This is a genomic window from Oceanobacillus sp. Castelsardo (assembly GCF_001659985.1).
Lineage (GTDB): Bacteria > Bacillota > Bacilli > Bacillales > Amphibacillaceae > Oceanobacillus.
In genome coordinates this window covers 51,440-63,724 of record NZ_LYCS01000004.1, presented here as the reverse complement: position 1 = coordinate 63,724, position 12,285 = coordinate 51,440, and the positions used below count along the sequence as shown (strand labels likewise).

Below are 12,285 nucleotides of genomic sequence, written 5' to 3'. Positions count from 1 at the left end.
TGCCATAGTAATGATTAGCATAATTATAACTATTAGTATTTTGAATGTAATACAACGTTCATTTGATATGTTTAGTGTGAAAAGGAGTGTTTTAAATGGCTGTAGAGAAAAGTTATTACATGACAACTGAGGGAAAAGAGAAACTTGAAAAGGAATTAGAATTTTTAAAAACGGATAGAAGACAAGAGGTAGTGGAACGCATTAAAATAGCTCGCGATTTTGGCGATTTATCGGAGAACTCTGAGTACGATGCGGCAAAGGATGAACAAGCTTTTGTTGAACAACGAATTACACAACTTGAAAAGATGATCCGTAATGCTGTAATTATTGAAAATGATGAAGCAAATGCGAATATCGTATCATTAGGAAAATCTGTAACTTTTGTAGAACTTCCTGAGGGTGAAGAAGAAACATATACCATAGTTGGAAGTGCTGAGGCAGATCCTTTTGAAGGAAAAATCTCAAATGATTCTCCTATGGCGAAAAGCTTAATAGGTAAAGAAATTGGTTCAGAAGTAACTGTTTCAACCCCTGGTGGAGATATACAAGTTAAAATTATAAAAGTAGAATAGCCAAATGAAGCAGGAGAAGTCTACTCCTGCTTTTATTTTTGGGCAGATATTAGTAAAGAAGTTTTATTATCTCATAAGTTTCACTTCATGAATACTTTATTATTAGAAAGCATTGCAATTATGATAAGATAGTAGAATATGGTAGGGAGGGAGTTTTATTGGCTGCAAAAGAAAATGGTTCGCGAATTAATAAATACGAAAAACGTCGTAAAAACACAAAGTTAATTTCATTTTTTATCGTTATTGGTATTATCCTTTTTATTTCCTTAATTAGTATTTGGTTGTTTGGTGACGGAGATAGTACCCTCGTTGAAGAAACTGAACAAGCACAAAATGACACATCAAATGAAACAGGAACTACCACTAACAGTGAACAAGAGGATCAGTCAATAGTAAAAGACGATAATGGTGGCGAAGAAAAAGAAAACGAAGAGCAAGAAATTACGACAGAAGAAGTAGATCCTTCAGATGATAATGTAGTCAAAGCTTATGAAGGAAATTGGGAAGCAGTCGGGACAGAACAAGAAGGTCAACATACCGTAAATTACTCAGAAGGTTCACAAGACCGAAAAGAGATGACAGTAGCTATTCAAACGGCTACAGGGTTGGTAGAAGGTAATTATCGTGAATGGTGGGTAGCGAATGGTGGCGATCAAAAAGTTATTGCTACTGTTTCGGATTCAAATCAGTCAGAGGTATATCGTGTATATTTGGCATGGAATGATGGGGAAGGTTGGCAACCTACAAAAGTTGAATTATTAAAAGAAAATGATTGGAAAAAATATCAGTAATCACAAATAAAATGGAGGTAATATGTTTATGACAATCGGCATAATAGGAGCAATGGATGAAGAAATAAGTTTATTACAAGAAAGTATGACTAATAAAAGTGAACATACCGTTGCTGGTTGTTTCTTTGTAGAAGGTCAATTACATGGGAAAGAAGTTGTATTATTAAAATCAGGAATCGGTAAGGTAAATGCAGCAATGGCTACAACAATTATGCATGAGAGATTTTCACCAACATCTGTTATCAATACTGGTTCAGCGGGAGGATTTTCAGAACGATTAGAGGTTGGGGATGTTGTCATTTCCAATAAAGTTGTACATCACGATGTGGATGTTACAGCGTTTAACTATGAATATGGACAAGTTCCTGGTCAGCCACCGATGTTTGAAGCAAATCCAAATTTAGTACAATCAGCAATAGAGGTTATTGGCGAAATCGGATTGAATTATGAAGAAGGGGTTATTGCAACAGGAGATTCTTTCATGGACGATTCTAAAAGAGTGGAATTTGTAAGGGGGAAATTTCCAACAATGATTGCAGCGGAAATGGAAGCTGCTGCAGTTGCCCAGGTATGTTACCAATATGAAAAACCTTTTGTTATCATCCGAGCGCTCTCAGATATTGCAGGAAAAGAATCCTCTGTCTCTTTCGACCAGTTCCTTGATAAAGCTGCTAAACATGCTGCAGAATTAATTATGTTAATGATAAAGAAAATGTAAGGACATCTAAACTAAAGCACTTATCCAGATGGATTAAGTGCTTTAATTTATTCAGTGGGGATGGAAGAACACTCATTATTTGGGTTTTACTTTATGTTTTAATGGTTATCTCTTTCTTTTCGGTAATACTCGTGAAACACTTTCATTAATGCCCTCTTTTCGATTCGAGACACATAACTTCTAGAAATATTTAACTTTTTAGCAATTTCTCTTTGAGTCATTTCTTTCGTATTATTTAATCCGTATCTATAAATGATAACTTCTCGTTCACGTTTATCTAGAATAGTAAAATATTCCTGCATTTTTTCGATTTCCATATTCAATTGGATATACTCGATGATGTTCTCGTTTTCTGCCTCTAATATATCTATAAGACTAATCTCGTTACCTTCCTTATCTTGGCCTATAGGGTCATGAAGAGAGACATCCTTTTTGACCTTTTTTAATGCCCTCAAATGCATAAGAATTTCATTTTCTATACAACGTGCCGCGTAGGTTGCTAGTTTAGTGCCTTTATCTAAAGAAAAACTCTCTACCCCTTTAATTAACCCAATTGTACCGATAGAAATTAAATCCTCCATATCTTCGCCTGTATTTTCAAACTTCTTTACTATATGAGCTACTAACCGTAAATTGTGCTCAATAAGTTTATTTCGAGCTGTTTCACTGCCATCTTGCATTTCCTTAATATATTTTAATTCTTCATCTGGTGGCAAAGGTTGAGGAAAGGCATGATTTTTTACATAGGATACAAAAAAAAGTACTTCCTTAACAAGAAGAGCAAGAACGGTTAATATTCCAGACAAACACATGCACCTCCTAAAGTGGTAAATCCAATCAATCTTGGTTGGGTATTTGCCTATATAACATCTTTATGAGGAGAGGGCTTGTTTCGTGTCTGTCCAAACAAATAAAATTAAGAATTTCCTTTATCTACGCGGCGTTACTAAAACTCCACCTGAACCGAGTCTTCTTTATAAATCAGTTCGTTTTCAGAGAAGGTTAACGATTTTATTTTGTAAAAAATTATGATTATGCAGGTAAAGCCTTGTATTACACGAAGGGTTAGTTAGCTTAAACTAAATAAAGTGACCCAAAACTTTGGGTCACTTACTCGTTAATTTTGATTTGTATTGATCATACGCATCTTGTCGATTTTTTAATACAGGCTTAATTCCTTTATTGTGAGCTGCTCGAGATATCATATGAGCGGAAACCGGATTTGTAATCATCATAAACAATATAGCTAGAATTAATTTTCCGCTAACAATGTTGTAGTGCACATAAAGGAAGATAAAACCGCCAATAAGGATACCAGCTATTCCTAAGGTAGTTGCTTTTGTTGCCGCATGTAGTTTGGTATATACATCAGGAAAGCGAATAATGCCAATTGTGGCTGACAGCATAAAGAATGAACCTATTAAAATCGATAATATGATAATGACATTGAAAATAATTTGAATTAACATATCAATTTCTGTCAATGATAACACCTTCTTCCAGATATTTAGCAATTCCTACTGTTCCTAAGAAGGCTAAAACACCAATTAATAGGACGATATCATTTAATTTATCGGTGACAAGATAAATAGCCAAAAGTCCAGCCACTGCCATTAAATTAACAGCAATCGTATCTAAAGCAACAGCTCTGTCCACATTTTCTGGTCCGACAATTGTTTGATACATTAATAAAATAACCGAAATGGATATAACTAAAAATCCAATCCAAACACTAATTTTTACTAAATGATCTGTTAATGCCAATACTTCATTCATCTTGTCACCTCCAGAATAAGCTTTTCAAATGTTCCTTTAATGGACTCAATTGATTCATGAACATCATCAATGTCCATTGCATGTACAAATAATTTTTCATTATCGTCTGATAAAGCTACAGATAAAGTACCAGGCGTTAAAGATATTAGAGATGTTAAAAGTGTTATTTCCCAATTTGTTTTCACATCTAATGGAAGTTCAAATATTCCTGGTTCTGCAATTTGTTTTGGTGAATAAACATATTTGAGCATATCAATATTCGACAAGATTAGTTCTTTTATAAATATAATTGTTAGCTTTAATATTTTAAATACCCTTTTAAAATAAAACTCCCCTGGGATAAATCTTCTTAGTAAAAATATAAATAGAATACCAAAGAAATATCCTGCAATAAAGCTTGGAGCTGTATATGATTCACTTAAAAACATCCACATAATTGCGATGATTATATTAATGAAAATTTGAAAGGCCATTTATCATCTACTCCTTTAGTACAGAATCAATATAAACTTGAGGATCGAGCAAATATTCAGCTATAGAATTACTGATAGGGTAGAAATATTCTGCTCCAACCCCTAAGATTACAGTGAATAACAGCAGGAATACTACTGGACCAATCATCCCTTTTGTTGATTTTATATCTAGGTTTTTCATCGTATCTTTTTCGCCCCAAAACCCTCTAATAAAGATTTTGATAATAGAATATAGTATTAATAGACTCGTACCAAGAGCGATAATAGAAATAATTATACGATCAGTTTGAAAAGCACCATCAAGTAAAAGTAATTTACCGATGAAACCACTAAATGGTGGGATTCCAGCTAGGACAAATGCTGATATAAATAATAACCAACCTAATAGCGGATAGTGGTGAATGAGTCCACCCATTTTTCGCAAATCAGATGTTCCAGCTACATAGGCAATGATTCCAACTAGTAGGAACAAGGCCGCTTTCACAATCATGTCCTGAATAAGGTAGTAAATCGAACCATTTAAAGCTTCTTGGTTGAAAATTCCAATTCCCATTATCATATACCCGATTGCTGGGATTATATTATAGGCCACTATTAGTTTAATGTTATTAGTTGAAAGGGCTCCTATTACCCCGAAAATCATAGAAAGTCCAGCTATCCAAATAAAGAATTCATGCGTAAGTTCAAGTCGGTGTACAAACATTAATGTAAACACTCGAATAATAGAATATACACCTACTTTAGTCAAGAGAGCGCCAAATAAAGCTGAAATGATAGGATTTGGAACAATATACGAATTTGGTAGCCAGTAATACAGTGGGAATAGAGCCGCTTTCGTTCCAAATACAAAGAAAAGTAAAAAGGCGATAGTTGTTAATATTCCCTGCTGATCTACTTCAGATATTCTTTCAGCTATTTGCGCCATATTGACTGTTCCAACAACACCATAAAGAAAAGCGACAGCAGTTACAAATAACATAGATGAGAATAGATTAATTAATAAATATTTTAGTGATTCTCTAAATTGGACCTTGTCTCCGCCTAATACGATTAATGCATAGGAAGCCATCAATAATACTTCGAAGAACACGAATAAGTTAAAAAGGTCCCCTGTAACAAAGGCACCAGACACCCCTGTTATTAGAAAGAAGAAAAAGGGATAGAAATAATAATTTTCTTTTTCTCCTAAGTTAGAGTAGGGGGCATAAAATGCACATGCAACTGCAATAATGTTAGTTGTCAAAACAAGTACTGCTGAAAGTGTATCAACAACTAATATGATTCCAAAAGGAGCCACCCAACTTCCGGTTTCTAGTATGATCGAACCATTGAATAGGGTTTCAGACGTTATATAGCCTGCTACTATTACTCCTATTAATGTAAAAATCTTGGTTAGAAATCTTGAAACCTTTACATTTGAATTAAAGAAAATCAAGATTATGGCTGAAGCTAACGGCAAGATAATAGGTAAGACTGCTAAATTACTCATTTGATTTACCCCTTAACTGTTCCATATTATCTGTATTATTCTCTTGTGTGGTTCGGTATGCAAGTACTAATAATAAACCTGTTATACCGAAACTAATAACAATAGAAGTTAATATTAGTGCTTGTGGTAATGGGTCAGTATAGTCGGTAACTCCCTCCGTAAGAACTGGAGGCAGTCCGGTTTTTAATTTCCCCATTGTTAAGATCATAAGATGGGCACCGTGGGATAATAATACAGTTCCTATAATGATACGGAGTAATTGTTTTTGTAACAGATTATATATAGCTGTAGTAAACAGCACTCCACTCAATATAATAATTAATATCTCCATTTACTTCGCCCCCTTTTTGTTTTTTAATCGGATAAGGGAAAAGACGGCCAATGCAGCAATTCCTAATACCGCAATTTCAAACAATGTATCTAGGCCACGGAAATCTACAAGAATTACGTTAACAATATTATCTCCACCGCCAAGTTTATAGGAATTCTCTACAAAGTAACTGGATATAGAATCGAACCAATTTGAACTGTGTGCTGAAATACCAACCATTATAATCAATAATCCAAATCCTATGGAAATGAACAAATTAATTAACTTAGTACCAGTACTTTCTTCTCTTTTACGTAATTTCGGCAAATGGTAGAAACAAAGTAAGAACAATGCAATAGATACTGTTTCTACAACCAGCTGTGTTAATGCTAGGTCCGGAGCTCGGTAAATAACGAATAACATGGATACACCATATCCGACAATACCGGTAATCAAGATTGCTGCAATATTATTTTTAGCAAATAATGTTGCAATAGAAGCAATGATAATGATTACTACGATAGAAACTTCAAGGCCCGTAACTTCTGCTGTATCGTGAAGATTAATTATAAAACCATTTGTAATATACATATAAACCGCTGTAATAACTATAGTAGTACCTAAAATCAGTAGCATATATGTTCTAACAGAACCAGTCATATAAGAATTGGTTAGACGTTTGGAATAGGTATCTAGTTTCTCTACTATAGCATCATACACTCTATTAAAACTTAGACGCCCTGGCAGTATAGTATATATTTTATTCCATTTCGTTCGTGTTAAATATAGAATTGCTCCAACAGCTATAACGATCAACGACATAATAAATGGAGTGATAAAACCATGCCAGAAATATACCTCATGATATTCTACACCACTATTTACTGCTTGGGCCGCATGAAGTAAAAATGGCTGATTAAATTTATCTGCGAATAAACCGATTAAGATAACACCTAGAACGAGAATGATAGGAGAAATTAGCATACCAAATGGTGCTTCATGCGGTTTTTTAGGTAATCGATCGAAACGTTTTGGACCAGTAAATACCCCAAAGAAGAAGTACATAGAATAGACAAAAGTAAAAATACTTCCAAAAACAGCTAAATAGGGAATGGCTTGACTTAACCACGACACCCCTTCTAGACTAAGCGTTGCATCAAAGAAGAGCTCTTTACTATAAAATCCGTTTAAGAAAGGTAATGGAACCCCAGCCATAGAAAATGTTCCAAATATAGCTAATGTTGCTGATATTGGCATTAACGTAAATAAACCGCCTAATTTTCTAATATCACGTGTTCCTGTTTCGTGGTCAATAATCCCCGCAATCATAAATAAGCTTCCTTTAAATGTTGCGTGACTTAAGATATGGAAAACGGCAGCAAAAACGGCAGCTTCAGTTCCAAATCCAAGCATCGCCATAATCATACCTAATTGACTTATAGTAGAAAAGGCTAGAATACCTTTAAGGTCTGTCTGCCGAACTGCCATATAGGAACCCCAACAGAGGGTAATAATACCCACTAGACTAACAGTAATAAAGAAACCTTCAAATCCAGCGAATATTGGTGAAAATCTAGCAACTAAAAATATTCCAGCTTTTACCATCGTAGCTGAGTGTAAATAAGCACTTACAGGGGTCGGAGCCTCCATTGCATCTGGTAACCAAATATGGAATGGAAATTGTGCTGATTTTGTAAAGGCGCCTAAAAGAATAAAAGCTAAAGCAAGTGGTAGATATTGACTAGATAGGATAATATCAACTTGTTCAATCATCCCTTGAATGCTAGTAGTACCAGTTATAACTGTTAGAAGAACAAATCCCCCTAGTAAACTTAACCCACCAAATACTGTAATAAGCATCGATTTTAAAGCGCCATATCTTGAACGGTCTTTAAAATTCCAATATCCAATGAGTAAGAAAGAAGAGATAGAGGTTAATTCCCAAAAAGTATACAATACGAAAACATTATCAGATAGTACTACACCAAGCATTGCTGCCATGAACATAAGAAGATAAACATAAAAGTTCCCTAACTTTTCTGATTTATCTAGGTAGTAAATAGAATATAGAACAACAAGTGCACCTATTCCACTAATAAGTAGAACGAATAGTAAACTTAAACCATCAAGATAGAAATCTAAATTAATATTCATAGAGGGTATCCAATTGATAGTTTCTCGTATGGGAGAAAAATCGGATCCAATAAATTGAATAAAATAGAGAAAAATAATGAATGGTATAAAAAACACAAAAATTCCTGTATGTATTTTGTCTTTATGTTTACTCAGCCAAGGTACAAATAAAGCGAAAATTAAGGGGGCAAAAACTGAATAAATCATCTATAGTTATTCCTCCTTTTTTTATAGATTTAATTCAATCTAAGGTTTAATTTTAAAAAAATTTACTTTCTGATAATGTAATACAAAGAATTGGGAACAAATTAGCTATTTGGTTAAAAACTGAAAAACACTACAGGCAAACCAAATTTAATTATAATATATTGGGATGGGAGAAACAAACCTAATATATCATCTATTTATTAGAAAAGTTTAGAAAACTAGGCGATTTCTATTGGGTTAGGCAAATGTCTTAGTAGCATTTATGCAAATCATTACGGTATGGGGAGTAATCGAAGACCATGGTAGAAAATTTTATATCTTCCTACAAAAAAAAGCCTACCTTATTTATAAGGTAGGATAGAAGGAAAAGTAAACATGAGAACTAAGTAGTTAGGGATTAACTAGATTTAATTCGTTTAATCTTGTGTGAAAGACTTCTTCTATGGATTTCTTCTTCAATTAAGGAAATGAAGTCAGGGCTTAAATTTAAATCGTTCGCTGTATAGTAAGATTCTAATAGTAATTCATCAGATAAATGTTCCATTCGCAGCCCTCCTAAAAATACTTTCTAGCTTAAGTTAATAATAATTTATCATGTTTCTTAAACTAGGACAAGACGCAACTTATCTACAACGAGCTGTAGATAAGTTGTGGGTAATAACGAATATTCCCTTATATTTCAGAGTGTGAACGCTGTTGAAAATGTTGATAATGTTATCCACAAATCGGAATGTGTAGAAATTTGTCGAACGATTTCTTGTTTTTTTATCGAAAAATTGGGTATTTTTCATAAAACTTATCATATAATTTCTATTTTCTTCATTTGTGAAATTTCTTTATCCTGCGTAAGTGCAACTAAGGCATTCGCCTAAGTTTTCTCACAGGTTTATAAAAAGGAATGGTGCAGAACTTTTATTCTATGGTAAATTATTGTAGGATTAGTTTATTACGTCCTTACTGGGTGTAAGTCCTTGAAGTCACTAAGGGAATAATATTTTAAACACGATAAGGAGAAATAAGGTGCTAAGTAGATTTTTACCAAATGAATATGTAAAAAGTATATTCGATATCCAACCTGAAACTTTAAAAGAAAAGGGAATCAGGGGTATTATTACTGATTTAGATAACACATTGGTAGCTTGGGATGTTGAACATGCGACACCTGAAGTAATCGAGTGGTTTAAATTAATGAAGGAACATGATATTAAAATAACCATTATTTCTAACAATAATGTTAATCGAGTAAAGGTATTTTCAGAACCATTGGATACACCATATATTTATAGTGCAAGGAAGCCATTAAAGCGAGCATTTAAAAAAGTCCAAAAAAATTTGAACTTGAAAAAAGAAGAGATTGTTGTAATTGGCGATCAGGTTTTAACAGATGTCCTTGGAGGAAATAGTGCAGGTCTGTATACAATTTTAGTTGTTCCAATTGTCCAAACAGATGGTAAGATTACAAGGATAAATAGAAAAATTGAACGTATTATATTGAAAAAGTTAAGAAATCAAGGGAAAATTAGCTGGGAGGAATAGAATTGGAAGAAATATTTTGTCAAGGTTGTGGGGCACAAATTCAAACAATCAGTCCAGACAAACCAGGGTACACTCCTAAATCATCGTTAGGAAAAGAAGATATTCTATGTAAAAGGTGTTTTCGTTTAAAACATTATAATGAAATACAAGATGTTTCGATAACGGATGATGACTTCCTAAAAATGGTTAGTTCTATCAGAAATGCGAATGGTTTAGTTGTTCATCTCATTGACATTTTTGATGTTAATGGAAGTTTAATTAAAAGTTTGCCACGAATAACGGGTGATAACCCCATCATTTTAGTCGGGAATAAAGTAGATCTATTACCTAAATCTACGAATCAGCGAAAATTAATACAATGGTTAAGATCTCAAGCGAAAGACGCTGGAATTAAAGTATTAGATGTTTTCTTAATTTCATCTAAAAAAGGCTATGGAATAGAAGAGTTATCAGGTCAAATCGAACATTATCGTAATAACAAAGATGTTTTCATTGTTGGAACGACGAATGTAGGAAAGTCTACTTTCATAAATCGTTTGATAAAACAATCAACAGGAGCTAACGATATCATTACCACCTCCTATTTTCCTGGAACAACATTAGGTTTTATAGAAATTCCATTGGACGAGAAAACATCACTAGTGGATACACCGGGAATAGTTAATAGGCAACAAATTTCTCATTATATTTCAGAAGAAGATATGAAAATAATCACACCAAAAAATGAAATAAAACCTAAGGTCTATCAGTTGAATAGTGGACAAACTTTATTTTTTGGCGGATTAGCTCGTTTGGATTTTATAAAGGGAGAAAGACAATCATTTATCTGTTATTTTTCCAATTTATTAGAAATTCATCGAACAAAACTCGAGAACGCTGATAACCTATACAACAAGCATTTAGGGGATTTATTAACTCCGCCAAATAGTAAAACACTTGAAATATTACCTGAGCTAACGGAAAGTACGTTTAAAGTAGATAGAGAAAAAACTGATATCGTCTTTCCGGGATTGGGTTGGGTGACACTGTCTGGAGAGGGTGCAACTATTCGGGCGCATAGTCCAAAGGGAGTAGCAATTACAAAACGAAAATCTTTAATATAGATATATGTAAAGAGGGGTTGAGGAGAAAAATGTCTTTACAATTTCAACTTATTGGTTATCCAATAAAGCATTCATTATCCCCATGGATACATGAGCGATTTTTAAGTAAAGCTAATTTACAAGGTACGTATGAAATTAATGAAATAGATTTGCAAGATTCATTTGAAGATAGAATAATGGAAATGAAAAATAATAAAAAATTAAATGGGTTTAATGTTACTGTTCCATATAAACAAAAAATCATACCATATTTAGATTCGTTAGATAAGCATGCTGAAAAACTTGGGGCGGTTAACACAGTTTTAATAAATAAAGATGGAAAATGGATAGGTTATAATACGGATTCTACTGGCTATGTTCGTGCCTTGGAAACGAAATATCCAGAATTAACAAAGGAAAGAAAGTCTAAACATGTTTTAATTTTAGGAGCCGGCGGGGCAGCTCGTGGTATATATTGCGGTTTAGATTTTGCTGGTTATGTTAATATCGATATAGCTAATAGAACAACAGAGAAGGCGAGAGAAATTGCAGAACTAAGAAGTGAATCAACGAATACAAAAATATTAACACTAAAAGAAGTGGAAAGTGATTTATCTAAATACGATATCATTATTCAAACAACTTCTGTTGGTATGAAGCCTAATATAAAAAATACAATTATTAGTTTAAACTCTTTAAAGCCAGACGTAATTGTAAGTGACATTGTATATCAGCCAATTAAGACGAAATTCCTTAAGGAGGCTGAAGAACTAGGTGCAAGAATACATTTTGGCCATACGATGCTTCTATACCAGGGCTTATACGCATTCGAAATATGGACAGGATTAAGTATTGATATTAAAAATATGGATGAAAAATTACAACAAGTTTTGGAAGGAAGATAATATGTTAACAGGTAAACAAAAACGTTTTTTACGATCTGAAGCACATCATTTAAAGCCTATTTTTCAAGTTGGAAAAGATGGGGTTAATGATAATATGATAGCGCAAATTAGTGAAGCTTTAGAAAAGAGAGAAATATTAAAAGTTAGTATCTTACAAAATTGTATGGAAGACAAAAATACAGTTGCCACTCAGTTGGTAGAAGGAACTGATTCTGAATTAGTCCAGATCATTGGAAATAATATCGTTTTATATAAAGAATCGAAGGAAAATAAACGGTTGGAGTTACCTTAAA

General features: G+C 33.3%; 15 protein-coding genes. 7 read left to right on the top strand and 8 right to left on the bottom strand.

Features of this window, described 5'->3' with window-relative positions; genetic code table 11:
• The first annotated feature begins 95 nt into the window (after positions 1–95).
• The 3 genes from greA (at position 96) to mtnN (ending at position 2,081) form a co-directional block, all read left to right on the top strand.
• On the top strand, positions 96–572 hold the full coding sequence (gene greA, locus A9178_RS08760; RefSeq protein WP_068674409.1) for a transcription elongation factor GreA: 477 nt from the start codon (positions 96–98) through the stop codon (positions 570–572).
• A gap of 158 nt (positions 573–730) precedes the next feature.
• Positions 731–1,363, top strand: coding sequence for a YrrS family protein (locus A9178_RS08755; protein ID WP_068674407.1), 633 nt, complete (start codon positions 731–733; stop codon positions 1,361–1,363).
• A gap of 28 nt (positions 1,364–1,391) precedes the next feature.
• Positions 1,392–2,081 carry a 5'-methylthioadenosine/S-adenosylhomocysteine nucleosidase gene (gene mtnN, locus A9178_RS08750; protein ID WP_068674405.1) on the top strand — a complete coding sequence of 230 codons (690 nt, stop codon included), beginning with the start codon at positions 1,392–1,394 and terminating at the stop codon, positions 2,079–2,081.
• 98 nt (positions 2,082–2,179) lie between these two features.
• On the opposite strand, the gene sigK is transcribed toward mtnN, so the two are convergent.
• The 8 genes from sigK to sda form a co-directional block, all read right to left on the bottom strand.
• Complete coding sequence (sigK, locus tag A9178_RS08745; protein ID WP_068674403.1) at positions 2,180–2,887, bottom strand: RNA polymerase sporulation sigma factor SigK; 708 nt, start codon at positions 2,885–2,887, stop codon at positions 2,180–2,182.
• A 300-nt stretch (positions 2,888–3,187) separates the two neighbouring features.
• Positions 3,188–3,550: a monovalent cation/H(+) antiporter subunit G gene (gene mnhG, locus A9178_RS08740; protein WP_068674889.1), complete on the bottom strand. Its 363-nt coding sequence runs from the start codon at positions 3,548–3,550 to the stop codon at positions 3,188–3,190.
• Between the two features lies 1 nt (position 3,551).
• Positions 3,552–3,857: a monovalent cation/H+ antiporter complex subunit F gene (locus A9178_RS08735; RefSeq protein WP_068674401.1), complete on the bottom strand. Its 306-nt coding sequence runs from the start codon at positions 3,855–3,857 to the stop codon at positions 3,552–3,554.
• Positions 3,854–4,330, bottom strand: a complete 477-nt coding sequence (locus tag A9178_RS08730) for a Na+/H+ antiporter subunit E (RefSeq protein ID WP_068674399.1) — start codon at positions 4,328–4,330, stop codon at positions 3,854–3,856. The genes A9178_RS08735 and A9178_RS08730 overlap by 4 nt, the downstream gene beginning before the upstream one ends.
• Positions 4,331–4,337: 7 nt before the next feature.
• Positions 4,338–5,819 (bottom strand): Na+/H+ antiporter subunit D, encoded by a 1,482-nt coding sequence (locus A9178_RS08725; protein ID WP_068674397.1) that lies wholly within the window; start codon positions 5,817–5,819, stop codon positions 4,338–4,340.
• The gene (locus A9178_RS08720) at positions 5,812–6,150 is read right to left on the bottom strand and encodes a Na(+)/H(+) antiporter subunit C (RefSeq protein WP_068674395.1); all 339 of its coding nucleotides are present in this window, start codon (positions 6,148–6,150) and stop codon (positions 5,812–5,814) included. The genes A9178_RS08725 and A9178_RS08720 overlap by 8 nt, the downstream gene beginning before the upstream one ends.
• Positions 6,151–8,469 carry a Na+/H+ antiporter subunit A gene (locus tag A9178_RS08715; RefSeq protein ID WP_068674393.1) on the bottom strand — a complete coding sequence of 773 codons (2,319 nt, stop codon included), beginning with the start codon at positions 8,467–8,469 and terminating at the stop codon, positions 6,151–6,153.
• Positions 8,470–8,866: 397 nt separating this feature from the next.
• Positions 8,867–9,013 (bottom strand): sporulation histidine kinase inhibitor Sda, encoded by a 147-nt coding sequence (sda, locus tag A9178_RS08710; RefSeq protein ID WP_047183766.1) that lies wholly within the window; start codon positions 9,011–9,013, stop codon positions 8,867–8,869.
• 476 nt (positions 9,014–9,489) lie between these two features.
• On the opposite strand from sda, the gene A9178_RS08705 reads away from it, so the two are divergent.
• The 4 genes from A9178_RS08705 to yhbY are packed head-to-tail and all read left to right on the top strand — an operon-like array spanning position 9,490 to position 12,284.
• Positions 9,490–10,005 (top strand): YqeG family HAD IIIA-type phosphatase, encoded by a 516-nt coding sequence (locus A9178_RS08705; protein ID WP_068674391.1) that lies wholly within the window; start codon positions 9,490–9,492, stop codon positions 10,003–10,005.
• Positions 10,006–10,007: 2 nt separating this feature from the next.
• Positions 10,008–11,108, top strand: coding sequence for a ribosome biogenesis GTPase YqeH (yqeH, locus tag A9178_RS08700; RefSeq protein WP_068674389.1), 1,101 nt, complete (start codon positions 10,008–10,010; stop codon positions 11,106–11,108).
• A 29-nt stretch (positions 11,109–11,137) separates the two neighbouring features.
• A complete protein-coding gene (gene aroE / locus A9178_RS08695) occupies positions 11,138–11,992 on the top strand; it encodes a shikimate dehydrogenase (RefSeq protein WP_068674387.1) in 855 nt (284 codons plus the stop codon).
• A gap of 1 nt (position 11,993) precedes the next feature.
• The gene (yhbY, locus tag A9178_RS08690; protein ID WP_068674385.1) at positions 11,994–12,284 is read left to right on the top strand and encodes a ribosome assembly RNA-binding protein YhbY; all 291 of its coding nucleotides are present in this window, start codon (positions 11,994–11,996) and stop codon (positions 12,282–12,284) included.
• The last annotated feature ends 1 nt before the right edge of the window (position 12,285 follow it).